Origin of the sequence: Maribacter hydrothermalis (assembly GCF_001913155.1) — a bacterium.
GTDB classification, from domain to species: Bacteria; Bacteroidota; Bacteroidia; order Flavobacteriales; family Flavobacteriaceae; genus Maribacter; species Maribacter hydrothermalis.
This window is the reverse complement of the sequence record NZ_CP018760.1, coordinates 32,040-57,950: the sequence shown is the minus strand read 5'-3', so window position 1 is coordinate 57,950 and position 25,911 is coordinate 32,040. Positions and strand designations below refer to the sequence as shown.

Sequence of the window (25,911 nt, the reverse complement as noted above, 5' to 3'; positions counted from 1 at the left end):
ACTAAGAAAGATTAAACTAAATGTTTACTTTCGCCGTGAATTTTGGTTTTCATTACTTATATGTGATGAGATTAAAAGGGAATCCAGTGAAAATCTGGAACTGTTCCCGCAACTGTAAGTTTATTTCAACAAAAGCTATTGGCGAATATTTTTTGTTTGAAACTTCATTTTATGAAGATGTTATTTTCTTCAAAGCCACTATGTTAACCTGAACCGGTTCAGAATACATGGGAAGGCAAAATAGCATTAAACAAGTCAGGAGACCTGCCTTATTCAAACGAACAATGTTAAACTTTCGGGATAAAGGTTTGCGTATGGGTACAGACATACTACGCTCCCGTTTATGAATTTAAACGAATGAAAAATTATTTTTTGTGGCCAGCGGTCACGGTATTATTGTGTGCAAAAGTAGGAGCACAACAAGAGCAAGATTCAACAAGAACACTACAATTAAATGAAGTTGTTGTAAGTGATACTAGATTTGAATTAAAGCGCGAAAACTCGGGTAAGACCGTAATTACCATTTCTCAAAAAGAATTAGAGCAAAATCAGGGGCGTTCTGTTGTTGAAATTATCAATACCAAAAGCGGAATTGAAATTAACGGGACCAGAAGTTATGCCGGTCAAAACCTTTCCACTTATGTAAGAGGAGGAAACAATCGTCAAGTTTTAGTTGTTATAGATGGTATTCAAGTATCAGATCCTTCTAGTACAAGTGCCGAGTACGATTTAAGATTATTGAATGCGGCACAAATTGAAAGTATTGAAATTTTAAAAGGTGCAGCAAGTACGCTTTACGGAAATTCGGCAGCAACGGCGGTTATAAATATTATCACGAAAAAAGCTAATAAAGAAGGTCTTGCACTTGATGTTATTTCAAGTTTTGGAACCAACCAAACGGAAGCTGATCAAAATTATAATATTTCTGATATTTCGAATACGGTTAATTTGACAGCAAAGGACGGAAATATAAGTGTTTTAGCATCTGGAGGGCATCAATTCACAGATGGATTATCGGCAGCAATAGGAACAGAATCCGATCTATATTCTAGAATAGACGGTAACTTTAAAGTAGGTTATCAATTTACAGATCGTTTTAATGTAAAAGCATCGGCATTCTATAATAAATTAAATAGTGATTACGACAATGGCTTCCCAATTGAAGATGCAGATTTTAATTTTACAAGTGAGCAGTCGCGTTTTGGACTAAGTTCTGTTTATACGTATGAAAATGGAAGTATTGCAATAAATACGGCTTTTAATCAGATTACACGAGCATTTGAATCTAGTTTTCCAGCAACGTATGATTCACAATCCTATATATTAGATGTATTTAATAAATACACTTTTACAAATAAAATACACACCATAATTGGTGTGAACTATATTGACAGTAAAACTTTATTTTTTGAACAATACAATTCTAATACAGTTGACCCCTATTTAAATGCTGTATATGTAGGTGAACAGGGAATTAATATAAATGCAGGAGTGCGCTTAAACAACCACAGTGAATACGGTTCTAACTTCATATATAACATAAATCCGTCTTATAGAATTAGTATTAACGATGGATATTTAAAGTTTATGGGTAGTTATGCAACTTCTTACATTGCGCCTAACTTGTCTCAATTATATGGACCTTTTGGAGCAAATTCAGATTTAGAACCAGAAGAGGACACCACTTTAGAAGGTGGATTGGAATTTAAAGTGTCGGATGCACTTACTTTTAACGCTATTTACTTTAATAGGAAAGAAGATGACCGAATAGAATATGTAACAATTGACCCTAATACATTTGAGAGTCAATATAGAAATTCAGCAGAAACGGCTTATTTTAATGGGGTAGAAGTAGGTTTAAATTCTGAAATAGCTAAGGAGCTTATTTTTAGCGCTAACTACACTTATACGAATTCTAAGGAAGGCTTGGCTTTAAGGGTACCCAAAAATAAAATAAATGCCACTTTAGGTTATGACATTAAAGAGAAGACATTTGTTGGGCTATCTTATCAATATGTATCAGATAGAACGGATACGGATTTCGCCACTTTTTCAGATGTAACATTAGACAATTTCAGTTTGTTCAATTTACAATTAAAGCATAATTTTTACAATAACCTATCAGGGTTTTTATCAGTAGATAATATTTTAAATGAAAAATATACAGAGTTGGTTTCATATACCACTAAAGGACGAAATGTTCGATTGGGATTTAGATTAAATTTATAATAAAAAATAAGGACAGCCAATTAGCTGTCCTTATTTTTTTCTGCTTAGATATGTTTTAGAACTCCAAATCATAAACAGTGTCATCTATCATTTTATCGCTCATTAGGCTGTTCTCTTTAGAACTGCTTATGATGTTGATAGGATATTTAACTGTAAAATCTCTTTTACCCGTTTGGCCTGTAATGGCCTCTATAGCTTTTGCCAATAACGGCTCATTTTGGTCACCTAAAATACCAAGGTTACCGTAATCTTCTTTAAGAAGAATATCTGGCTGTAAACCGCTAGTAAAATCAGAAAAGCCTTCTGCATTTTCATTTCTACCGATAAGTGGTTGAATAGCCCAAAGGTTTTTTGGGTTAATTTTATTAACTCTACCCGGAGTATACAAATAGGAATTTTCACGATCATCTACCAAAGTTGTAGAAAATTCATTTTTTCCTCTGGTAACATCACCAATTTGTATAACATCCAAATATGGTTCTAAACTGTTTATTAATAGCTCGCTTGCAGATGCGGAACTAGACGATGTTAAAACATATAACTTTGAAAAGCCTAATGAGTTTATGGTTTTGCCATTAACCTTATCTGTAAAATATACTTCAAGTTGGCTATCACTAAATTGTTCTTGAAGTTTGTTATTATATTTTTTTCTCAAGAAAACATCTGAAGTATTTGTACCATAAATCATACTTGCTAATAGTCTGGTTGTGTTTACAGAACCGCCAGGATTGTAGCGTAAGTCCATCACTAAATTGGTAATACCTGCAGTCTTTAAGGCTTCAATAGCGGCAAACAGATCATCATCATATTCATTGGTAAACTGATTGTACATGATATACCCAATGTTTTCACCTCCAATTTCAAAAGATTTAGAGATTAATATAGGATTTTCAGCTAATGCCTCCTCTTTAGTTAATGTAACTTCAATTTCATTTGGAACCACACTTCCATTACTAAATTCGGCCATGTTTAATGTGTACGTTTCATTTGTTCCAAAAAGTAATGATTCATAATTACTTAATGATAATGTTTGGCCGTCAACACCAGTAAATAAATCGCCTCGTTGAATGTCCGCATCCGATGCATTTGAATTTGGTACAATGTATCGTACAAAACCAAATAGTTCATCGCTGTCTTGAAAACGTACCAGTCCAAATTCTAATCCATTACTTTTTGAGATACCGGCTAACGAATTGGTTAGTTCACGGTAGTCTGCATTAAAGAAACTAAATCTATCTTCAATATATTGAAGCTTATTGGTAAAAAAATCTGCTGGACTATCGTCGGAATCCAAGAAAGCTGTATACGCCGCTCTGCCAGTTTCAGTGTTTTCCCATCTGTCATCGGCTAAATCATCTACATTTTCTTGCCAGAAATACCAAAAATTCATGGCCTTCCACATAAAATCTTGTACTTCAACGTCTGCAGAACCGTCTGGGTCTACTGTTTTAGTTAGCGATAAATCTTCATCTTTAGAACAGGAATAAATAGCTGTTATAAAAAGCATTACTAAAATCTTCTTCATAAATACAGAAACTGATATGTTAAGAATTTATTTCTTTTGAATAAGGGAAAATTTAGAGGTAGGAACGCTATTATTTAAAAGTAATGTAGCATTTCTAGGATTATTAAGTTTAGAACTCGACATAACATTTGCTGGCATAACAACTTCAAAACTTCTTTTAGCACCAACACCTGTAATTTCTTGAATTGCCCTAGCTAACATTGGTTCATTTGCATCCCCGAGAATACCTAAATTGGTGATATCTTCATCAAGTTCAATATCTGGAATTAGGCCATCAGCATAATCAGAAAAACCAGCGCTATTTTCAACTCTACTAATAATTGGCTGTAGCCCCCACTGTACATTTGGGTTTATATTGTCAATTCTTGTTTCATCATAAACATTACCGCCATCTGGATCATCAACAAATAAAATTGAACCTTGATTTTTACCAACTGTAGTTGTACCTATATGTACAACATCCATATATGGTTCCAAACCAACCATAACCAATTCACTTGCCGAAGCAGAACCGCCCGTTGCTAATATATATACCTTACTAAGGTTTAATGTGTTTAAAGCTGCATTTGTGCCTCCATTTGCAGAGCCTGTAGTATTCACAAAAAAGTTATCTGTATCACTACTATCAAAAATGGCTTGTAATTTAGCGTTGTAAATGGTTCTAAATAGCAAGTTGTTGGTATTTGTACCGTGAATTAAACTTGCCAAAACTGTAGCTGTAGTACCTCTACCGCCTAAGTTATATCTTAAATCTAAAACTAAATCGGTTACTCCTTGAGCAATAAAATCCGCGAATACGGTATTTAGAGCATCTTCTGATCCAGCAACAAATTGATTATACATTAAATAGCCAATTTTACGGTCACCAGATGTAATTACATTTGTTACTAAAATTGGGTCTTCTTGTAAATTTTCTACTTTAGTTAATGTTATATTTTTGTCAATAGGACTAATAGTATTATCTACTATTTCTGCCATATTAAGTGTATATGTATCATTATCGCCAAAAAGAAGGTCTATATAATTAGTTCTATTTAATCTTGTTCCGTTTACTCCAATAAAAACATCACCCCTTATAATATCTTTAGTTGATGCATCAGAATTTTTAACTATGTATTCCACATACCCAAAAACATCATCGGTATTTCCAATTAAGGAAAGTCCAAATTGTAGACCATTACTTTTTGATACCCCTGCGGAGTTATTAACTAATTGGGTATAGTCTTCATCGTAGAACGTAAACCTATCTTCAGAGAAGAGTAATTTGTTTTCTAGAAAATCTATAGGAATAGGATTGTCGGTTAAATACTGCTCATAAGCAGTTTGGGTATCGAACTTATCATCGGATAGATCTGGAACATCGCCTTGCCAAAAATAATACGTATTCAATGTTTGCCAAAAAAAGTTTTGAACCTCAATATCTACTTCATCTGGGGTAACTTCTTCTAGTGTTTCAATTACTTCTTCGTCAATAATGGGGTCATCATCATTTTTATTACAAGAAATTACCATGGCGCCAATAAAAAGGAGGGATAAGAAAATTTTTTTCATAGTTTTTTTAAAATATTAATTTGATTTTATCAAAAAGCATTCCGACTTTCAGAAAGTTTATTAAGATAGATAAAATATGGGCTATTCTAGATACGTATATAATTTGTATAAAGATGTTAAAGTTTCTTAGATAAGATAAATTTAAAATTATTTGTAACAAAAATCATTCAACTTCGTCTTCTTTTTGTAGGCCTGTTAGCAAGCTTATAAACAGCCAAACCAAAATGAAACAGACAGAATTTTTAACTATTGTAATGCCTTTTAAAGATAAGCTGTTTCGCATGGCCAAAAGGTTATTGGTTTCGACAGAGGAAGCAGAAGATGCAACTCAAGAAATTTTAATAAAATTATGGTCTAAGAAGAATAAAATGGATTCTTATAATAATGTAGAGGCATTTGCAATGACGATGACAAAGAACTTTTGTTTGGACAGATTAAAATCTAAACAAGCTGGTAATTTAAAATTGGTACATAGTAATTATACCGATTCTAGTACTTCATTGCAAGGAGAGTTAGAAGCAAAGGATAGTATAAGTTGGGTAGAAAGAATTATGGATGAACTACCAGAACAACAAAAAATGGTGTTGCAACTGCGAGATGTAGAACAATACGAATACGAAGAGATAGAAAAATTATTGGATATGAAACCTACAGCCATACGGGTAGCTTTATCCAGAGCACGTAAAACCGTAAGGGAAAAATTAATGGAAAAGCATAATTATGGAATTGCATAAAATAGAACAATTAGTTGAAAAATATTTTGAAGCGACCACTACGGTTGCTGAAGAGGAGACTTTAAGGGAATACTTCTCAAAGGACGACATTGCACCTCATTTAGAGCAACATGCACCTTTATTTAATTATTTCGCAAAAGCAAAAGAAGAACGCTTTACAAAGTCAGTCCCTTTAAAACCTGGTATTAATTATATGAAATGGGTTTCTGTTGCTGCGATAGCAATCTTTACGGTAGGATTATACTTTTATCAACCAACACCGGCCCCTGTTACTTTGGCAGATGAGTATACACAAGAGGAAATTGAATCTGCAAAAGAGGCTTTTGCCTTATTAGCAATGAATTTTAACAAAGGTACAGAACAACTATACCATTTAGAGGAATTTGAAAAAACAACAAATAAATTTTTAACAAAAAAATAAATACAATGAAAAAGATACTACTATTAACCATGTTAGTTTTGGCTCCAATTATTTCAAGAGCACAGGATATTTTCGATAAATACGAGGATAATGACAAGGTAACATTTGTTGCTATGCAGCCTAAAATGTTTCAAATGTTAGGTAAAATGAGTGTAAGCTCAGATGATCCAGAAGCAAAGGAGTTTTTTGAACTTGTTAACTCAATCACCAGTTTTAAAGTAATTACCACAGATGATGCAGCTATTTCTAAAGATGTAGATAGTTGGGTAACAAATCGTCTAAAAAGCTCATCGTTTGAAGAGTTAATGAGAGTTAGAGACGGTGGTTCAAATGTCAAATTTTATGTAAAAGAAGGTAAAGATAGCGACCATGTAAAAGAATTATTAATGTTTGTGACCGGTATGAAGGATATGGACATAGATATTAATGGTAAAAAGCTAGAAACGGTTCTATTGTCGTTGACCGGTGATATTAATTTACGTTCAGTATCCAAGTTGACTGATAAAATGGATTTACCAGGAGGTGACCAATTAGGTAAAGCATCTAAAAAAGGGAATTAAAGGTAGTTAGAAGATTATTTCTTAGTACATAGTTTATATAAAAAGAGTTCATCAATCAATTAATCAATCACTTTTACTCAATTACGTGTAGAAGTACTAAAAACAACAATCATGAAAAAAGTAGCAGTAGTATTTTTAATGGCAATTTTACCCGCTTTGGGTTTTTCACAATCTGTATTTGACAAATATGAGAATATGGATAATGTAGGTTCTGTAATCGTTAATAAAGGTATGATCGATTTAGTTTCTAAATTAGGAGGTATGAGCGATGATGCTGAAGCCAAGGAATTTATGGAAGTGGCAAGCGGACTAAAAAATGTAAAAGTTTTTATGACCGAAGATGCATCAGTTTCTGCAGATATGTCGGCCACAGTCAAGAAATATCTTAAATCTTCTAAACTAGAAGAACTAATGCGCGTAAAAGACAAAGATGTAAATGTTAAGTTTTATGTTAAGGATGGTGCAAAAAAAGATCATGTCACAGAGCTACTAATGTTTGTTTCAGGACTTGATAATGTTGACATTGGAAAAAATGGAAGAAAGCTAGAAACAGTTTTAGTTAGTTTAACAGGCGATATTGATTTAAATAAAATAGGATCATTAACCAATAAAATGGATTTGCCCAAAGATTTAAATAAAGCATCAGGTAAGTAAAACTATTTAAAAAGGGTCTTCCACTAAAAGGTTAGGCCCTTTATTAATTTAAAAGTGCTATTATGAAAAGAATATATTTAATTGTTACGTTACTAATTGGTTTTATAGTAACGTCTTGTTCGTCAGAACAAAGTTTACAACAGTACTATATTGCAAATGCTGAAAACCCAAATTTCATGTCATTTGACTTGCCATCAAGTCTTTTGAATTTAGAAAAGTCGGATTTAAGTGAATCGGAAAAAGTAGCAGTATCATCACTTAAAAAATTAAATATTCTAGCTTTTCAAAAAAAAGAAAGTAATAATGCCGATTATGAAATACAAAAAGCAGCTATTAAATCTATTTTAAAAGGTGCGGATTTTAGTGAACTTATGAAAATGAATACTTCTTTTGGCAAAGCAACAATTAAAATTAAAGGAGATGATGATACGATAGATGAAATTGTTATTTATGGTGATAATGATGAAAAAGGACTAATTCTAGTCCGTGTTTTGGGTGATGATATGAACCCTGCTAGTTTTGTTCAATTAATTCAAGCAATGGAAAAATCTGATTTTAATGGAAAAGGACTAGAACAACTTGAAAATTTTATTAAAGGTTAAATAGTTTTATAAATTATTTGAATGCCAGCCTATTACATAAATGTAATAGGCTTTTTCTTTGCATTAAATTGATATTTACGCCTATTGTTATGTGACCTTTTGAAAAATATTGTGTCACATAAATGAAAACAATTATATAACAACCTAAAACAAAACTAATAAAATGGAAAACGCACACGTATGGATTGACAAGGGAATTGATTTTATAATGGTATTTGGGCCCAAAATTTTGGGTGCAATTTTAATTTATATAATAGGTTCTTGGATAATTAAGAAGTTAATTCGTTTAGTAAGAAAGGGTATGTCTACTCAAAACTATGACGAATCATTAAAGAAATTTTTATTAAGCTTAGTTAAATGGGCGTTAACTATCTTTTTAATTATCACCGTTATATCTGCGTTAGGTGTAGAAACTACGAGCTTTGCAGCATTGATAGCCGCGGCTGGTTTGGCTATAGGACTTGCTCTACAAGGTTCCCTTTCTAATTTTGCAGGAGGTGTGTTACTCATGATATTCAAGCCTTATAGAATAGGAGACTTAGTTGAAGCTCAGGGAGTACTTGGAAGCGTTAAAGAAATTGAGATTTTTACTACCAAATTAATAACACCGCAAAATAAATTGGCGATTGTACCTAATGGTGCTATGGCTAATGGGAACATAATTAATTATACTGCAGAAGGTAAAATGAGAGTTGATACTACAGTAGGCGTGGATTATGGTTCAAATCTTCAGAAAACTAAAGAAGCTTTATTGGCTATGTTGGTTGCAAACCCTAAAGTATTAAAGGATCCCGCACCTTCGGTAAATGTGTCTGAATTAGCAGATAGTTCTGTAAACCTTGCAGTACGTCCTTATTGTAAGCCAGAGGATTATTGGGATGTATACTTTGCAACAATTGAAGGTACAAAAGAAGCCTTAGATAAAGCAGGTATTGAAATTCCATACCCGCACGAAGTACAAATAAATAAGTAAAAGGGTCTTTATAAGTAAAAGCCTGTAGAACATCTTCTACAGGCTTTTTTTTGATTCTATATATTATTCTTTTACAATTTGTAAATTATTTTTTCCAAAATCCAATGTCCTAATTGGGAACGGAATGTTGATGTCGCGTTCATCAAAATGTTTCTTAATTATTTTAATGGCTTTGTGTCTTGCGGCATGTTCTTGTTTAACATTAACACAATCTGTCCAAAAACGAACCATAAAGTTGATAGAGCTATCGCCAAACTCTGTAAAAAAGAATTCTACGGTCTCATCATTTTTCTGTTCAAAACTCTCTCCAATTATTTTCAAAGTTAAATCTTCTACCATTTGTAGGTCACTTTCATAACCAACACCACAATTTACAAAAATTCTATTTCTGTCATTCATGGAATAATTTGTAAAAGAACCATCTATAAATTTAGAGTTAGGAATAACCACTATATTATTATCTGGTTTTTTAATAATTATGTTTCGTAGACTAATTTCAGTGACGAATCCAGATACGCCATCTGCCGTAATAAAATCATTGATTTTTAGCTGTGGCATAAAAGAAAGAATTAGTCCACCAAATGTATTGCTAAGCGTTCCTTGTAGCGCTAAACCAATTGCCAGACCAACAACACCTGCACCAGCTAGTATACTTGTTAATACTTTATCTAAATCTAAAACTCCTAAGGCAATAAAAAATCCAATCAAAATAATACTAACGAATACAACTTTAGCAATTATCTCTTGAATAGATACTTGAGATATTTTTCTGAGAATAGTTTTTTTAAGTAATTTCCTTATTCCTCTTGCCAAAAAATAAAATAGAACCATTACCAAAATTGCCATAGCAAAATTTGGTAGTTTTAAGATGATAGATTCTAACCAACCATCTAATTTATCCCATAAATTATTTACTGATTCTTCAACTGAGAAATTTGTTTGCATACAATTTTAGTTTTGTGTTCATGGGTAATATATAGGATGTGAGCCACAATCTAAAATTTATATCGCCCTAAATAGGCGTTATAAAGTATATGGACTAAAGAAAAATTTTAATGCATTAAAACCGGCTTAAATACCAGTATAATTGCTAGGAGAAATTTGCTTTAATTCATTTTTTATAGCGTCGGAAACTTCTAAAGTATCAATAAAGTTAGCAATAGAATCTTTATTTATTTTCTCATTAGTACGGGTTAACCCTTTTAAAGCTTCATAGGGGTTAGGGTAGTTTTCACGTCTCAATATAGTTTGAATCGCCTCTGCCACAACGGCCCAGTTGTTCTCTAAATCTTGTTCAAATTTTTCTTTGTTAAGGAGTAATTTGTTCAATCCTTTTAAAGTGGATTGAATAGCGATAATTGTATGGGCAAATGGCACGCCAACGTTTCTAAGGACCGTACTATCTGTTAAATCGCGTTGAAGTCTGGATACCGGTAATTTAGCGGAAAGGTGTTCAAAAATTGCATTAGCAATACCTAGGTTACCTTCAGAGTTTTCAAAATCAATAGGGTTTACTTTATGCGGCATTGCCGATGAACCAACTTCACCTGCTTTTATTTTTTGTTTAAAATAATCCATTGAAACATAAGTCCAAAAATCGCGGTCTAAATCCAGGATAATTGTATTTATACGCTTAAGTCCATCAAATAAAGCGGCCAAATGGTCATAATGCTCAATTTGCGTTGTTGGAAACGAATGTTGAAGTCCTAATTTTTCTTGAACAAAATTTTGTCCAAACGCTCTCCAATCAATAGAAGGATAAGCTACTAAATGCGCATTAAAATTACCAGTTGCTCCACCAAATTTTGCAGCACTAGGAATATCGTTTAATAAATTAAATTGTTCTTTTAAGCGCACTACATACACCAATATTTCTTTTCCCAAACGTGTAGGAGATGCAGGTTGTCCATGTGTTCTTGCTAACATTGGTATATCTGCCCATTCTAAAGTAAGTACATCTAGTTTTTCTAATAACTCAAAATATTGAGGCACGTATACGTCATTCATAGCCTCTTTAATAGAAAGCGGAATTGCAGTATTGTTAATGTCTTGAGAAGTTAATCCAAAATGAATGAATTCTTTAAATTCTGACAAGCCTAAAGAATCAAAGGCTTTTTTTATAAAATATTCAACAGCCTTTACGTCGTGATTGGTAACTTTTTCAATCTGTTTAATTTCTTGAGCGTCAGCTGTAGAAAATTCAGTGTAGATTTTACGAAGTGTATCAAACTTTGAGTTATCAAATTTCGATAATTGCGGTAAAGGAATTTCACATAAAGCAATAAAATACTCTATTTCAACTCTAACTCTATATTTTATTAAGGCTTCTTCCGAGAAAAAAGGAGATAAAGAATTGGTTTTTGAACTATAACGGCCGTCAATTGGTGAAATGGCATTTAATGCGTTAAGAGACATAACTAATGGTTAAATTAATAAGGGGCAAATATACCTATTCGTTCCATAGTTTAAAACTCTATAGGCCATTAGTTATAGTCAAATTTTAAAATTTAGTTCAACAGTATTTTGGAGTAAAAAAACTATTTTTTTTCTAAAATTTTTAAAGTCTTTCTAGCGCGCGCTTTATAGGCAGCGCTACCACTCTCATAGTTTTGTTTTAAAATTAGCTGCAGTTCTGAATGTATCCATTCAATTTTTCTTCCCAATAGTAAAAGGGTTGTCATGGAGTAGGCTTTTGGGGCTACTTTATGATCGCCAATTAGCCAGTCGAATGCCGATTCTGAAATTGTATTTAAATGATTTTTTTGAAGTATTTGGTTTGATGAAGTTAATTTTTTCGAAAAATGATGCTGAATCAAAAGTTGACAAATTTTAGAAGCCGGCCGTATAGATGATTCTAACTTTAATTTTGATAATGAATTAATAAATGGATCTAAATAGTGATAAATGTAACTTAAGTCTTGGTTAGCTATGGACTCTAATACCCAACTAGCTTTACATGAAACGGGGTCGTTGTTTTCTGTTGATATTTCTATAAGAAGAGGTATCAAGTGGGGTTGTGCTTCAATTTTTTTAGCCATTTTTGTTCTATCTACTCGTGAGGCATTAACATAATTCAATGCCTTGCTAAGTTCATCCTTAGTCATAAAATTGTATCTTTAAAGGATATTTTCCCCAAATATGAAAGTAATAAAAAAAATTAGCCTACTGCTAGTTATCGCTTTGGTAGCTATGCAATTTTTTAGTCCTACAAAAAATATATCTGCAGGTAATCACACTTCTATATTTTTAAAAGAAACAAATCCTTCACCAGAACTAAAAAGAATATTCGCGACTTCATGCTATGATTGCCATAGTAATAATACAACGTACCCATGGTACAATAATATAGCACCTATTTCTTATTGGCTGGCTAATCATGTTAATGAAGGTAAAGAACATTTAAATTTTTCTGAATGGGAAAATTATTCTTTAGATAAAAAAGACCATTTGTTAGAAGAAATAGAAGAAGAAGTGATGAATGGTACTATGCCTATAACGGATTACACATTTTTACATAGCAAAGCCAAGCTTTCAAAAAGTCAGATAAATGATGTGGTTGAATGGGCAAAACAAACCAGAATTATTTATCAATTAGGGAAGCAACCAAAGTAGGGACACCGCTTACGGCATTTTTGGAAATTACTGTTATATGATTGTTTCTAGAATTAGTAAATACAGGGTTTGGATCAATGAAGTAAATAGGAGTATTAGGTTTTGCGAAATTTATTAAACTTGCAGCTGGGTATACCTGCATAGACGTACCAATAATAATGATGATATCTGCCTGTTCTGTTATGTTTATGGCTGTATCTAATAGGGGTACTTCTTCTCCAAACCAAACAATATGTGGCCTTATTTGGTAACCGCACTTGCAATAATCTCCTAATAAGATATCTTTCTTCCATTCAAAAATATCTTCCTTATTAACGGTACTACGCGCTTTTAACAGCTCGCCATGTAAATGAATTACTTTTGAGCTTCCTGCACGTTCATGTAAATCATCTACATTCTGCGTTATAACATGCGCGTTAAAGTGTTTTTCTAAATGAACTAAGGCTTTATGCGCATTATTTGGTTGAACTTTTAATAATTGTCTTCTACGTTGATTGTAAAAATCCAAAACTAATTTAGGATTACTTTGAAAACCTTCAGGAGAAGCAACTGTCATAACATCATGACCTTCCCAGAGACCGTTAGAATCTCTAAAGGTTTTTAATCCGCTTTCTGCGGATATTCCGGCTCCTGTTAAAATTGCAATGTTTTTCACCTGAAGTATTAGTTTGAGTTTAAAAATATACTTTTCTTATCTTGGTTGTATGATAGATATGAAGCTTTTAGCTTATTTAGAAGAGTTAATTTCAGAAAATAGGAAAGAAAGGTTTACGGATATAATGAGTCAGCGGACTAATTATATAACAGTCGCGGTAGAAGATGTTTTTCAAATGCATAATACCAGTGCGGTAGTTAGAAGTTGCGAATCTTTTGGAATACAGACAGCACATTTAATAGAGGGTAAATATGGTAAACGCCTAGATGAAGAAATTGCCATGGGAGCACAGAAATGGGTAGATATTAAACGTTATCAAGATTCAAAACAGGTTATCGATTCATTAAGAAACAAGGGCTACAAAATTGTAGCTACAAGTCCGCATGCAGATGGTTCATTATTACAAGATTTTAAGTTAGATAGCAAAATCGCTTTGTTTTTTGGAACGGAGAAAAAAGGTTTAAGTGATTATGTATTGGAAAACTCAGATGCATATTTAAAAATACCAATGGTTGGTTTTACCGAAAGTCTTAATATATCGGTGTCGGCAGCAATTATATTACAACATTTAACTACTAAGTTAAAATCATCAAATGTAGATTGGAAATTGACTTCGGATGAAATGTTGGAATTACGATTAAATTGGACCAAGAAATCAATAAGAAGTATAGATGATATATTAGAAAGGTATAATACCGATAATTAAAATTTGCTTTACTTGTTAATTAACAACTAAATAGCTAAAGAATGTATACTGCATTAATTATTATAGGAATTTTATTGGCGTTGGTAATTTTAATGGCTTTAATCGCACCTAAAAATTACAATGTTTCTAGAAGTATTGATTTCGACCATTCTACAGATATAGTTTGGGAGAACCTTAAGTATTTAAAAAAGCAACAAGAATGGTCTCCTTGGGCTAAAAAAGACCCTAATATGGAACAAAAATTTACTGGCATTGATGGCGAAATTGGTGCTGTAAGTTATTGGAACGGTAATAAAGAAGTAGGTGAGGGGGAACAAGAAATAACTAAAATAGTAGAAGGTAAACGAATTGAACAGGACTTAAGATTTTTAAAGCCATATAAGTCTCAATCAGATTGTTATATGGAACTTGAAGAACTAGACGGGAACAGAAGCAAGGTTACTTGGGGTTTTACCGGAAATAATAAATTTCCTATGAATATAATGATGCTGTTTATGAGTATGGATAAAATGGTAGGTAAAGATTTTGAACAAGGACTTCAAAATTTAAAAAACAATTTAAACAAATAATTTATGATAGCATGGTTTGAAGTTCCGGTGATTAATATGGAGCGCGCTAAAAAGTTTTATGAAACTATATTGGACGTAACTATTACAGTTAATAATTTTGGGGAATTTGTTATGGGTTTATTCCCAGGTAAACCAAACTTAGGAGTCGCCAATGGTGCCTTGGTACAGCATATGCAATATGTACCTAGTTTAACAGATGGTACCTTAATTTACTTTGCGTGCGAAGATGCGGCAGTTGTATTAGGCAAAGTTGAAAAAGCAGGTGGACAAGTGATACAGCCAAAATCCGAAATAGGGGAAGGGCATGGGTTTATGGGCCTATTAAAAGATACCGAGGGCAATAGAATAGCCGTACATTCCAATAAGTAGTTATCTTATTGAGCTAATTCAAGCAAAGCTATATCTAGATTATTTTCAAGTATAACTTTACCTTTAGTTACTATTGTTTCAGTCTTTGAAAAACTGTCATAAAGTTTTGTGCCTTCTCCAAAAACACCTTTTACGGAAATAGACTTTTTACCCTTTGGTAAATCTAGACCAATAACAACTTTATCTACATAATTATCCTTTTTTAAATATCTACTAAACACATATGGAGATTTTGAAATACGGTTGTGAATTCCTGCTCCAATAGATGGGTGGTTATTTCTAAAGGTTCCTAGTTTTTGCCAATGACTTAAGATTTCTTTCGTTTGCTGTAAGCTATCTAATTCGTCCCAATTCATAAATGATCTTAAAGTGGCATCGCCTTTGGTACCTTCAATGGTTAAATCCCGTGCAGTTTCATCGCCATAGTAAATTTGCGAAGCTCCAGGAGTCAATAATAATACATTTGCTGCCCGTTTCGGATTAGTTCTTTCCTTATCAAAAGGTTGGCCATCATCATGTGATGTAAGGTAGTTTAGAACGCTTTTGTTTTTTAAAGTAGTGTGTAAAAGTTTGCTGTATTTGGTAAAAATAGATTCATAATCCTTTTCGGCATCCGTCTTTAATTCAAAATTGATAAGGCTCTTAAATCCATTATCAAAATAATTTACTTTTTTGTCTCCGAAGTCGTACTCCTGCCCACTAGATATACCATAATTATATACTTCACCAACCATATAAAAAGGGTTGTCATCTAAAACTTGGTCTTTGTTTTTCTTTTTCCAAAGTTCAAATGCTATTGAAGATTCCTTATATAATTCGGCCCAAGAATTTTCATTTACATGTTTAACAGTATCAACCCTAAATCCGTCTACTCCGTATTTATTAATATAATCGGTTAACCACTTAATTATATAAAACTTAGGAGCTCTTGGGTAGCCAGTTCGGTCAAAAAATAAGTCTAACTCGTCTAATTCTTCACTTAATCTACCTTCAACCTTCCACTTTGCTAAAAGAGCATCGGGTAAGTTTACAGCGATATCCGATTCAGTTAAAATATCAGGTAAGTTAGCCACAAGAGTACATTCCGTTGTGTTTTCATATGTTGTAAATTCGCAAGTAGGGGATGTTCTCACCCATTCTTTAGGCCAAACAGGGTCTCTTTCAGTTACGGGTCCGGTATGGTTTAAAACGACGTCCAATAAAACTCGTATACCGTTTTCATGTGCAGTTTTAACTAATTGATTTAAATCTTTTTCAGTACCAAAATTGGGGTCTAATGCAGTCCAATCTTTTGCCCAATAGCCATGATAGCCGTACGTGTTGCCAGTACCCTCATCCGTATCACCATGAACCTGTTCAATTACAGGGGTAAACCATATTGCGTTTACGCCAAGCTTAGAAAAATAACCTTCTTGAATTTTTTGGGTAATACCTTGAATATCACCTCCCATAAATCCTCTTAGCTTTCCAGTTTCTGAATCACGTTCAAAATTGAGGTCATTATTTGGGTTGCCATTATTAAAACGATCGGTAAGTAAAAAGTAAATAGTTGCGGCTTCCCATTGAAAATTAGGATTCTTGTTGGGTTTATTTAAAGTGTCGTTGACAATTACAATTTTTTCAACTTTGTTTTTAGTGTTTGGTTGGCAAGAAACCAAAACCATAAAACATACTATAAATAAGAACAACTTTTTCATTTCCTGTTATTTGCTTTAAAGCTATAACAAGGATTTGAATTTAAAAAATATTATTTTTTTCTATTAAGTACTTTATATTCTTCGAAACAGCTACTAATAGCATCAAGAATTTGAAGGTCATTGGCCGTTGTAATGAAAGATTTTGAGTAATTACAATTATTAAGAATATCTTGAATATCTACTTTTTCTAACTGAAGAAATTCAGTAAGCGTTTCTCTATCAAATTTTGATGCCAACAAATTACGAATTTCATCGTCTTCTCGCATTTGTCTTAGTTTACGCATTTGTGCGGGTTTCTTTCCAAATAAGTTTCGAAGTAAATCTGCAGGATTTAAAATTGCACCTAAGACTTTTGTTACTGCACTAGGGTTTTTACTACCACCTTCGTAGCTGACACCTAAGCCAGATATGCTATACTGATAGGCATTATTTATTGGAAGATTTTTAACATCAATTTCTAAATATCCCGTAAGTTGATAGGGTCTAACAATTACTTCTTCCAAGGCATAAGCCAATTCTGTTAAAGAAATTTTGGTGTCTTTAAATTTGAACATATCATTGGTAACCCTAATTTTTTGAGATTTAAATCCTAAAAAGGAAAAATATAAAGTATCATTAACTGCTGCGGTTATTGAAAACTCTCCTTTTTCATTGGTTATAGTACCAAATACTTGGTTTAAATTAACGACATGGACACTTTCAAGAACTTCTTGGGTTTGTGCGTTTATAACTATGGCACTTAACCGTTGACTTTCTTCTGTGTCTTGTGAAAATCCAATAAGGGAACTTAAAGTAATTAAGACTAATAAAAGGTATTTCATGCTATTGACGCCAAGTTTAAGGATACAAACAAAATAAAAAAAATACGCCGAAGCGTATTTTTAATATACAATTAACTAAAAGAAATCTCCCTTTCTTTTAGTGCTTCGTCTTTTTCCAGAGTTTGGACTGCTAGATTCACTACGATCACGTCTTCTTCCTTTAGATTCGCGATCACTATCTTTTCTTCCTCTTCCACCACGGTCATCATCTCTTCTGCCGCTTCTTTTTCCTTTGAAACCGCCACCGCCTCCGCTTCTGCGTCGGCTACCGCCACCGCCACCAGGGTTTTTGGAAACTTCAACATTTACGAATCTACCATCAACTTTAAATTCGGTGAATTTATCAAGTATTTGTTGTGTAGCTTCTGCTTCGGTATTAAAGAACGAAAAACTTTCTTTCACATCTACTTTAAATACGTCTTCTTGACCAAGGCCAACGGTATCCCTAATGAAATCTTTTAATGACATCCAATCATATCCGTCTTTTTCACCGACGTTTATGAAATAGCGAACGGCACCACTAGTTGGTATTTCTGCTCTATCTCTACCTTCGCCTCTATCTCTACCATTATCGGTAGAGTTAAGGTCTTTGGTTTTATTGTAATAGTTGAAGAATCTTGTAAATTCAACTGAAACAATTTTTTTTATTAAATCCTCGCGATCAATACCTTCGAAAACCTCGTTAATAGCCGGTAAGTAGCTATCAACATCTTTATTTATTTTTGTGTCCTTTATTTTATTGGCTAAATGATACAATTGAATCTCACAAATTTCCATTCCTGAAGGAATTTGTTTAGCTAAAAACTTTTGATTGATTTTATTTTCAATTGCCTTTATCTTGCGTTGTTCACTACGGGTAATAATAACCATGGAGATACCAGATTTACCCGCTCTACCAGTTCTACCACTTCGGTGTGTGTACGTTTCTATTTCATCTGGTAATTGGTAATTGATAACATGTGTAATGTCATCCACATCAATACCACGTGCAGCTACATCAGTTGCCACTAACATTTGTATTTGTTTCTTACGGAAAGAGTTCATTACCAAATCTCTTTGGTTCTGGCTTAAATCTCCGTGTAAAGCACCAGCATTATAACCGTCTTCGATTAGTTTTTCGGCAACTTTTTGCGTATCACGTTTTGTTCTACAGAAAATAACGGAAAAAATATCTGGGTTGGTATCTGCTAATCTTTTTAAAGCAGGGTAGCGGTCTCTACCGCCAACAACATAATATTCATGTTGTACAGTTGATGCACCAGAGTTTTTGGCACCCACTGTAATCTCTTGTGGAGAATGCATGAATTTTTTAGCAATAACTGCTACCTCTTTAGGCATGGTAGCAGAAAATAACCAAGTAGATTTTTCTTTAGGCGTATTGGAAAGAATCTCTTTAATATCTTCCATAAAGCCCATGTTCAGCATTTCATCTGCTTCGTCAAGAACACAATAGTCTATTTTAGAAATATCAACAAGACGTCTGCTGATCATATCTTTCATTCTACCTGGGGTAGCTACTATTATTTGAGCACCTCTTTTTATTTGTCTTGCTTGTTCCGTAATACTGGCGCCACCGTAAATAGCAACTACGTTAATATTACGTTCATACTTAGAGTATGCTTGCATTTCATTGGTGATTTGCAAACAAAGCTCACGAGTTGGTGATAGAATTAAACCTTGTGTGGTTCTACTATCTCTATCAATTTTTTGAATTAAAGGAAAGCCGAATGCGGCAGTTTTACCTGTACCTGTTTGCGCTAAGGCAACCAAATCGGTTTCACTTTCCAATAAAATTGGGATTGCTTTTTCTTGTACTTCTGATGGGGTTTCAAAACCCATATCAGTAATAGCATCTAATAAGGACTTTTGCAGTCCTAGTGCTTCAAACTTTGTCATAAATATGTTTTACTAAATCGCAAATATGAATGTTGCATAGAGCGATTATCGTTTATAACCTATTTATACTCAGCGCAACACATGCTATACTAGCGGCGTTAATTAATTTGCAAAGGTACTGCGAATAATTGGTTCGGTATAATTAAATAGTAAGTAATGCTAAGGAGCCAGTAAATAGCCATATACGGAGAGGAAAGTACCTGTTATACCAAAGATAATCATTAGTACAATTAAGCCTTTTTGTAGTTTAGGATTATCATAAATTATGATGCATACGGCACCAAGTACTATGCAGATTTGATAAAAAAGTAATGCATAGTCGAATCTTTTGGTGGCATAATCATAAGTTTGGGTTAACTGTTCCCATTCTTTGACCCCGGTTATTATTCCCATTTCACCTTCTATGTCCTGTACCCAGTTTTCTTTACCTACTTTAACGGAACCTAAAAGTATCTCAGTCTTTTCAGCTTCATATTTTATAATCTTCTCTTTTACCTCTACTATTTTCTGATTAATTACAGGCACTTTATCGTCGGTGACAATTCCGCTTTCTATTAAGGCAGCTAAATAGTCAAGCTCACTTTCCTTTAAACTTTCTTTAATGCTTTTAGATTGGTACCAGCTAGAGTAACTTACCACATTGTTGTGGGCAATCATCATTTCTTCCTCTAATTCTCCATTAACCATTTGCGAAATGGCCATTAAGGCAGCAAATAAAGCAATTAAAACACCGCCTATGGCTTCAGCCCTTTCAGATGCCACGGATACCTCTACTGTTTCTCTGTTATTTTTATCTTGTAACATTAATATTATTTAAATAGGTAATTAACTTTTTAAATGCCAGACCACGATGGCTTATTTTATTTTTTACAGACAATGGTAATTGCCCAAATGTTTCCTCGTAACCATTTGGTTTAAATATTGGGTCATAACCAAAACCGTTTTGTCCTGTTTCCTTTTCTGTAATTTCACCATCTACTGTTCCTTCAAATATATGTGTTTCACCTTTTATATTTAATGCAATTACTGTTTTAAAGAAAGCGGTTCTATTATTTTTATACTTCAAATTCCTTAACAATTTTGTCATATTTGCTTTAGAATTTTTCTGCGGACCAGCATAGCGTGCTGAGTATACACCGGGTTCACCATTGAGCGCGTTAACTATTAAACCTGTGTCATCGGCAAAGCAGGGAAAGTTATAGGTTTTGGTTACATAGCTAGCTTTTATTCTTGCATTGCCTTCTAAGCTGCTAGCAGTTTCGGGTATGTCTTCTGTACATCCTATTTCATCTAAACTAACCAATTCAATAAATGAAGGGACTAGTTTTTGAATTTCTTTTAATTTGTTGGGGTTGTGGGTGGCAAAAACAAGCTTCATTTGATGAATTTGATGTGTAATTAATTCATTTTACATCTTCAAAAGTAGTAATTTTATAAGATGGAATTAAAGTTACCACCCGCTATCGTATTTTTATTTTTTGGTTTAACGATGTATATTTTAGCTTCATTTTTGCCTTTTGGTTTCTTTGATTTTTTTGGAAGAATCTTACTGGTTAAAATTTTAATAGCATTTGGTGTTCTAATTGCATTCGCTGCGCTTTTTCAATTTTATATAGCAAAGACAATAATTGACCCTACGAAGCCCAATAATGCTTCTAAATTAGTTGTAAATGGGGTGTTTAAGTTTTCTAGAAATCCAATGTATTTAGCGATGTTAGTTGCTTTATTGGCGTTCGGTGTTTTTTTGGGTAATGCTTTTAATACACTTGTAGCGGCTGCATTTGTTGGGTATATGAATCGTTTTCAGATTATACCTGAAGAACGTGTTTTATTGGATAAGTTTGGTCGTTCTTTTAAAGAGTATTGTACTTTAACTAGAAGATGGTTTTAGTTCTGCATACATATTAACTAAATAGTTAATAATTAAAAATATTATCATATTTGCTTATAATTTAATAAATTAGTTTTTTAATTAATATTCATGATAGCGATAATTACAGGAGATATTATAAATTCTGAAAAGCATCCAAGTTCAATATGGATAGATTTATTAAAGCAATACTTTAATACGTTTGGGGCTTCGCCTATGAATTGGGAAATTTATAGAGGAGACGAATTTCAGTTAAAAGTTACTAAGAAAAATGCCTTGTTTACTGCAATCCGTATTAAGGCAATGCTGAAGTCTATTAAGGGTTTAGATGTTAGGATGGGTGTAGGGATAGGTTTAGAAACCTATATAGGTAAAGGGGTCACAGAATCCAATGGACCTGCATATCAACGATCTGGCAGAAATTTTGAAACACTTAAAGAAAGTAAAGTAAACTTAAGTATAGCTACTGGTGATAAAGGCCATGATCGTACGCTAAATTTAATGCTAAAGTTGGCCTTGGATTTTATGGATGATTGGAGTGTTGTTTCGGCAGAAATAGTCACATTAGTATTAGACAACCCCGAAGATTCGCAAAAAGAGATTGCGCAAAAACTGGGAATTAAACAATCAGCAGTTAGTCAACGACTTAAAAGAGCAAGGTTGGATTTAGTTTTAGAGGTATTAGCCTATTATGAAGCGTTATTAATAGAGGAGTAGCATGTTACTATTTATAAAATTGATTTTAGCTCATCTAATAGGTGATTTTATACTACAGCCAAATAAATGGGTTGTTCACAAACAATCTAATAAAATAACCTCTAAGTATTTATACCTGCATGTATTACTGCATTTTGGGCTGTATTTAGTAATACTGTGGGATTTCTCTTTCTGGAGAATCGCCCTTATAATTACTGTTAGTCATTTAATCATAGATATACTTAAGCTATATTCCGATTCTTTGTTCAGAAATAAAAGTATTCCATTTTTTATTGATCAAGGTTTACATATTATAATAATCTACTGCTGTGTATTCTACGCTAATTTATATGACCATACCTTATCTCTTTTTAAAAATTTAGACTGGTATTTGGTAACGGCCATAGTTTTTGTTACTTATCCGGCGGCGATTATTATGGGAAAAATTTTGGAAGGTATGTCCAATCAGATAGAGACCGACCATAAATCACTACCCAATGCCGGAAAGTATATTGGTATAATTGAAAGGCTATTTGTGTTGATATTTATTGTAATAGGTAGGTGGGAAGTAATAGGACTATTAATTGCCGCTAAATCTGTCTTTAGATTTAATGACCTTAAAGAACGTAATAATAGAAAACTTACTGAATATATTTTAATTGGTACCTTGGTAAGTTTCGGTTTAGCCATTTTAGCAGGGCTTCTATATATTAATTGATTATGTATCAAAAGATTTGTTACTTCAGTTTATTTCTACTCGTAATTACTCATACTATTTATTCTCAGGTCGGTAATTTTGAATCTTTTGATGGTGTACATATTGCGTATATTGATGAAGGGGTAGGAGAGCCTGCATTATTGCTCCATGGTTTTTTAAATTCAAAAAAATCATGGGATAAAACAGTGTTAAAGAAGGACTTACTAGATGCCGGATACAGAGTAATAATTCCAGATTTACGAGGAAACGGCGATTCTGATAAACCACAAGAAGACAAAGCATATCAAAATAATGCAGAGGTAAAAGACTTGAGGTTATTAATGGATTATTTAAATATAAAAAAGTATAAAGCTATAGGTTATTCCAGAGGAAGTATTGTTCTAGCAAAATTACTGACAGAGGATAACCGCATAGAAGAAGCTGTTTTAGGAGGTATGGGCATAGATTTTACGAATCCACAATGGAATCGCAGAATTATGTTTGCAAAAGCATTTGATGGTGAGGTAAATGAGATAACTAAAGGCGCAGTAGCGTATGCCAAGTCTATTAATGCAGATATGCGTTCACTACACTTGCAACAGAAATACCAACCAGTAACCACTGTAAAAGAATTAGGACAATTAGAAATAAATGTTCTTGTTATTTGTGGAGATGAAGATTCGGATAATGGAAATGCAACAGAGTTGATGCACGTTTTTAAAAATGGTTCCTTGGTAAATGTACCGGGTGACCATAATGGCACTTATAAAACCTCAAATTTTTCAACTGAAATACTTAAATTTTTGAATTAAAATAGTGCTTTTAATTGTTTTGCATCATAACTACAGGTTTTTGTTTTATTTATAGGATATCATTTATCAGGATAAATTAAATTTTTACATTTGCTACTTATTTTTTTAAAAATTCTTATCTAACCAAAAGGTTAAAATGGTCGAAGTAAGTAGAAAATATGTTTTTGATTTCGATAGTACATTAACTAGGGTAGAAGCCTTGGATGTACTTGCGGAAATGACTTTACAAGGAAAGTCGAATAAAGAAGAAATAATTAAAGAAATTCAAGAAATCACAAATCTAGGTATAGATGGTGATATTTCGTTTACAGAGTCTTTAGAGCGTCGAATTAAATTATTACATGCTAAAAAAGAAGATTTAGACGGCTTAGTTAAAGAACTTCGAAATAAAATATCAAAGTCGATAGAATCCAATAAAGAATTTTTTGAAAAATATGCAGATGATATTTATGTAATATCTTGCGGTTTTAAAGAGTTTATTGATCCTATTGTTAAAGAGTATAATATACCCTCGGCCAGAGTTTATGCAAATACCTTTAAATTTGACCAAGAAGATAATATCATTGGTTTCGATGAGAAAAACGTACTATCTCAGCATAATGGTAAAATAGATTGCCTAAAACAAATGAATTTGGACGGTGAAGTTCAAGTTATAGGAGATGGTTATAGTGATTATGTAATGCGCGAAGCAGGTATAGCGGATAAGTTTTTTGCTTATACAGAAAACGTGCATAGAGAAAAGGCCGCTAATAATGCGGATTATGTTACACCCAATTTAGATGAATTTTTATTTGTGAACAAGTTGCCAAGAAATATCTCGTATCCCAAGAATAGAATTAAAGTCCTTTTATTAGAAAATGTACATACAGCTGCATTCGATAACCTATCAGAAGACGGCTTTTCTGTTGAATTGATAAAAAATAGTTTATCGGAAGAAGAGCTAATTGAAAAAATTAAGGGTGTTCATGTTTTAGGTATTCGTTCCAAAACACAAGTAACAAAAACAGTTTTAGATGCTGCAGATAAACTTTTGGCGGTTGGTGCTTTTTGTATTGGAACAACTCAAATAGATTTAGAAAATGCAAAAAAGAAAGGTGTAGTTGTTTTTAATGCACCTTATAGTAATACAAGATCTGTAGTAGAGTTGGCTATTGGTGAAATTATTATGCTTATGCGTAGTGTTTTTGACCGTAGTAGAGAAATACATGAAGGTCAGTGGCAAAAGACGGCCGCTGGGTCTCGTGAAGTTCGCGGTAAAAATTTAGGCATTGTTGGTTATGGTAATATAGGTAAACAATTGTCGGTATTGGCTGAAGCAATGGGTATGCGCGTTTACTATTATGACGTTGATGATAAATTGGCTTTAGGTAATGCTGTAAAATGTAATACACTTGAAGACTTGTTAAATGTTTCTGACGTAGTAACCTTACATATAGATGATAATAAGGCCAATAAAAACTTTATAGGAGAACGAGAAATAAACCAAATGAAAAAAGGTGCAATGCTTATAAACCTTTCCAGAGGTTTTGTGGTAGATATTGACGCACTTGCAAATGGTTTAAAGAGTGGACATATTGGTGGTGCAGCAATAGATGTATACCCAGATGAGCCTGCAAGTAATGGTGAATTCCACACTAAATTACAGGGATTTTCAAATGTTATTTTAACACCGCATGTAGGTGGCAGTACAGAAGAGGCGCAACGTGATATTGCAGATTTTGTACCAAACAAAATAATGGATTATATAAATTCTGGTAATACGGTTGATGCTGTTAATTTTCCTAATATTCGACTACCAAAACAAAATAAATCGCATCGTTTTTTGCATATTCATAAGAACGTACCAGGTATCATGGCGAAAATCAATAAAGTTTTGGCAGAGTACGAACTAAATATTTCTAGCCAATACCTATCTACAGATGCTGAAGTTGGTTACGTAATAACTGACTTGGATAAGGAGTATAATAAAGATGTTATTAAGGCGCTTAAGAAAGTTGAGAATACTATTAAGTTTAGAGTACTTTATTAGTACACCTAATATGTTATAATATTATATCAAAAACGGCAAGTATTATTAAATACTTGCCGTTTTTGCTTGTACACATTGGTTTCATCTATTGTTACAACATTTATTTATTTAATGGATAACTATTATGGTATATTCGTTATTTGTAGGAAATAACCTTAATAATGTTAAGAAATAGTACATCAATATTTAAGCGTCATAAAAGCTTTAATAACTATTACATATTAGTTTTTACC

Annotated in this window: 27 protein-coding genes and 1 riboswitch; of the genes, 16 read left to right on the top strand and 11 right to left on the bottom strand. The window is 32.9% G+C overall.

Annotated elements, in window-relative coordinates:
• Positions 1-26 precede the first annotated feature (26 nt).
• Positions 27-286, top strand: a riboswitch (cobalamin riboswitch).
• A gap of 71 nt (positions 287-357) precedes the next feature.
• Entirely contained in the window at positions 358-2,229 is a 1,872-nt protein-coding gene (locus BTR34_RS00305) for a TonB-dependent receptor plug domain-containing protein (RefSeq protein WP_068484567.1), read from the top strand.
• Positions 2,230-2,284: 55 nt separating this feature from the next.
• Here the strand turns inward: BTR34_RS00305 and BTR34_RS00300 are convergent, their stop codons facing one another.
• Together BTR34_RS00300 and BTR34_RS00295 are read right to left on the bottom strand one after the other, a co-directional pair.
• Positions 2,285-3,754 carry a S41 family peptidase gene (locus BTR34_RS00300; RefSeq protein ID WP_068484568.1) on the bottom strand — a complete coding sequence of 490 codons (1,470 nt, stop codon included), beginning with the start codon at positions 3,752-3,754 and terminating at the stop codon, positions 2,285-2,287.
• A 27-nt stretch (positions 3,755-3,781) separates the two neighbouring features.
• Positions 3,782-5,305 carry a S41 family peptidase gene (locus tag BTR34_RS00295; RefSeq protein ID WP_068484569.1) on the bottom strand — a complete coding sequence of 508 codons (1,524 nt, stop codon included), beginning with the start codon at positions 5,303-5,305 and terminating at the stop codon, positions 3,782-3,784.
• Between the two features lie 224 nt (positions 5,306-5,529).
• Here BTR34_RS00295 and BTR34_RS00290 point away from each other — a divergent pair, with 224 nt between their 5' ends.
• The 6 genes from BTR34_RS00290 (at position 5,530) to BTR34_RS00265 (ending at position 9,249) form a co-directional block, all read left to right on the top strand.
• Positions 5,530-6,039 carry an RNA polymerase sigma factor gene (locus BTR34_RS00290; protein WP_068484570.1) on the top strand — a complete coding sequence of 170 codons (510 nt, stop codon included), beginning with the start codon at positions 5,530-5,532 and terminating at the stop codon, positions 6,037-6,039.
• A complete protein-coding gene (locus BTR34_RS00285) occupies positions 6,026-6,460 on the top strand; it encodes a hypothetical protein (protein ID WP_068484571.1) in 435 nt (144 codons plus the stop codon). Before BTR34_RS00290 ends, BTR34_RS00285 begins: the two co-directional genes overlap by 14 nt.
• Positions 6,461-6,465: 5 nt before the next feature.
• The gene (locus tag BTR34_RS00280) at positions 6,466-7,020 is read left to right on the top strand and encodes a DUF4252 domain-containing protein (RefSeq protein WP_068484572.1); all 555 of its coding nucleotides are present in this window, start codon (positions 6,466-6,468) and stop codon (positions 7,018-7,020) included.
• Between the two features lie 111 nt (positions 7,021-7,131).
• Positions 7,132-7,674 carry a DUF4252 domain-containing protein gene (locus tag BTR34_RS00275; RefSeq protein WP_068484573.1) on the top strand — a complete coding sequence of 181 codons (543 nt, stop codon included), beginning with the start codon at positions 7,132-7,134 and terminating at the stop codon, positions 7,672-7,674.
• A gap of 62 nt (positions 7,675-7,736) precedes the next feature.
• Positions 7,737-8,276 (top strand): DUF4252 domain-containing protein, encoded by a 540-nt coding sequence (locus BTR34_RS00270; RefSeq protein WP_068484574.1) that lies wholly within the window; start codon positions 7,737-7,739, stop codon positions 8,274-8,276.
• Positions 8,277-8,439: 163 nt separating this feature from the next.
• Positions 8,440-9,249 (top strand): mechanosensitive ion channel family protein, encoded by an 810-nt coding sequence (locus BTR34_RS00265; protein WP_068484575.1) that lies wholly within the window; start codon positions 8,440-8,442, stop codon positions 9,247-9,249.
• 63 nt (positions 9,250-9,312) lie between these two features.
• On the opposite strand, the gene BTR34_RS00260 is transcribed toward BTR34_RS00265, so the two are convergent.
• From BTR34_RS00260 to BTR34_RS00250, 3 genes are all read right to left on the bottom strand, one after another.
• Complete coding sequence (locus tag BTR34_RS00260; protein ID WP_068484576.1) at positions 9,313-10,194, bottom strand: mechanosensitive ion channel family protein; 882 nt, start codon at positions 10,192-10,194, stop codon at positions 9,313-9,315.
• 126 nt (positions 10,195-10,320) lie between these two features.
• Entirely contained in the window at positions 10,321-11,664 is a 1,344-nt protein-coding gene (purB, locus tag BTR34_RS00255) for an adenylosuccinate lyase (protein WP_068484577.1), read from the bottom strand.
• 122 nt (positions 11,665-11,786) lie between these two features.
• Positions 11,787-12,353 carry an adenylosuccinate lyase gene (locus BTR34_RS00250; RefSeq protein ID WP_068484578.1) on the bottom strand — a complete coding sequence of 189 codons (567 nt, stop codon included), beginning with the start codon at positions 12,351-12,353 and terminating at the stop codon, positions 11,787-11,789.
• 34 nt (positions 12,354-12,387) lie between these two features.
• Here BTR34_RS00250 and BTR34_RS00245 point away from each other — a divergent pair, with 34 nt between their 5' ends.
• On the top strand, positions 12,388-12,861 hold the full coding sequence (locus BTR34_RS00245; protein ID WP_068484579.1) for a heme-binding domain-containing protein: 474 nt from the start codon (positions 12,388-12,390) through the stop codon (positions 12,859-12,861).
• Here the strand turns inward: BTR34_RS00245 and BTR34_RS00240 are convergent.
• Positions 12,830-13,516, bottom strand: coding sequence for an SIR2 family NAD-dependent protein deacylase (locus tag BTR34_RS00240; RefSeq protein WP_068484580.1), 687 nt, complete (start codon positions 13,514-13,516; stop codon positions 12,830-12,832). The genes BTR34_RS00245 and BTR34_RS00240 overlap by 32 nt on opposite strands.
• A gap of 52 nt (positions 13,517-13,568) precedes the next feature.
• Here BTR34_RS00240 and BTR34_RS00235 point away from each other — a divergent pair, with 52 nt between their 5' ends.
• The 3 genes from BTR34_RS00235 to BTR34_RS00225 are packed head-to-tail and all read left to right on the top strand — an operon-like array spanning position 13,569 to position 15,160.
• The gene (locus BTR34_RS00235; RefSeq protein ID WP_068485005.1) at positions 13,569-14,222 is read left to right on the top strand and encodes a TrmH family RNA methyltransferase; all 654 of its coding nucleotides are present in this window, start codon (positions 13,569-13,571) and stop codon (positions 14,220-14,222) included.
• 41 nt (positions 14,223-14,263) lie between these two features.
• Positions 14,264-14,791, top strand: coding sequence for an SRPBCC family protein (locus BTR34_RS00230; protein ID WP_068484581.1), 528 nt, complete (start codon positions 14,264-14,266; stop codon positions 14,789-14,791).
• Positions 14,792-14,794: 3 nt separating this feature from the next.
• On the top strand, positions 14,795-15,160 hold the full coding sequence (locus BTR34_RS00225; RefSeq protein ID WP_068484582.1) for a VOC family protein: 366 nt from the start codon (positions 14,795-14,797) through the stop codon (positions 15,158-15,160).
• Between the two features lie 5 nt (positions 15,161-15,165).
• On the opposite strand, the gene BTR34_RS00220 is transcribed toward BTR34_RS00225, so the two are convergent.
• The 5 genes from BTR34_RS00220 to BTR34_RS00200 form a co-directional block, all read right to left on the bottom strand.
• Complete coding sequence (locus BTR34_RS00220; protein WP_068484583.1) at positions 15,166-16,857, bottom strand: alpha-amylase family glycosyl hydrolase; 1,692 nt, start codon at positions 16,855-16,857, stop codon at positions 15,166-15,168.
• Between the two features lie 50 nt (positions 16,858-16,907).
• On the bottom strand, positions 16,908-17,678 hold the full coding sequence (locus BTR34_RS00215) for a carboxypeptidase-like regulatory domain-containing protein (protein WP_068484584.1): 771 nt from the start codon (positions 17,676-17,678) through the stop codon (positions 16,908-16,910).
• A 75-nt stretch (positions 17,679-17,753) separates the two neighbouring features.
• Positions 17,754-19,574, bottom strand: coding sequence for a DEAD/DEAH box helicase (locus BTR34_RS00210; protein ID WP_068484585.1), 1,821 nt, complete (start codon positions 19,572-19,574; stop codon positions 17,754-17,756).
• A 159-nt stretch (positions 19,575-19,733) separates the two neighbouring features.
• The gene (locus tag BTR34_RS00205) at positions 19,734-20,378 is read right to left on the bottom strand and encodes a DUF4337 domain-containing protein (protein WP_082960160.1); all 645 of its coding nucleotides are present in this window, start codon (positions 20,376-20,378) and stop codon (positions 19,734-19,736) included.
• On the bottom strand, positions 20,365-20,952 hold the full coding sequence (locus BTR34_RS00200; protein WP_068484587.1) for a non-canonical purine NTP diphosphatase: 588 nt from the start codon (positions 20,950-20,952) through the stop codon (positions 20,365-20,367). The genes BTR34_RS00205 and BTR34_RS00200 overlap by 14 nt, the downstream gene beginning before the upstream one ends.
• A 60-nt stretch (positions 20,953-21,012) precedes the next feature.
• Between BTR34_RS00200 and BTR34_RS00195 the strand changes: the two genes are divergently transcribed.
• From BTR34_RS00195 to serA, 5 genes are all read left to right on the top strand, one after another.
• Positions 21,013-21,465 carry a methyltransferase family protein gene (locus tag BTR34_RS00195; RefSeq protein ID WP_068484588.1) on the top strand — a complete coding sequence of 151 codons (453 nt, stop codon included), beginning with the start codon at positions 21,013-21,015 and terminating at the stop codon, positions 21,463-21,465.
• 90 nt (positions 21,466-21,555) lie between these two features.
• Positions 21,556-22,161, top strand: a complete 606-nt coding sequence (locus BTR34_RS00190) for a SatD family protein (protein ID WP_068484589.1) — start codon at positions 21,556-21,558, stop codon at positions 22,159-22,161.
• Between the two features lies 1 nt (position 22,162).
• Positions 22,163-22,858 carry a DUF3307 domain-containing protein gene (locus BTR34_RS00185; protein ID WP_068484590.1) on the top strand — a complete coding sequence of 232 codons (696 nt, stop codon included), beginning with the start codon at positions 22,163-22,165 and terminating at the stop codon, positions 22,856-22,858.
• A gap of 2 nt (positions 22,859-22,860) precedes the next feature.
• On the top strand, positions 22,861-23,649 hold the full coding sequence (locus tag BTR34_RS00180; RefSeq protein ID WP_068484591.1) for an alpha/beta fold hydrolase: 789 nt from the start codon (positions 22,861-22,863) through the stop codon (positions 23,647-23,649).
• Positions 23,650-23,785: 136 nt separating this feature from the next.
• A complete protein-coding gene (serA, locus tag BTR34_RS00175; protein WP_068484592.1) occupies positions 23,786-25,678 on the top strand; it encodes a phosphoglycerate dehydrogenase in 1,893 nt (630 codons plus the stop codon).
• The last annotated feature ends 233 nt before the right edge of the window (positions 25,679-25,911 follow it).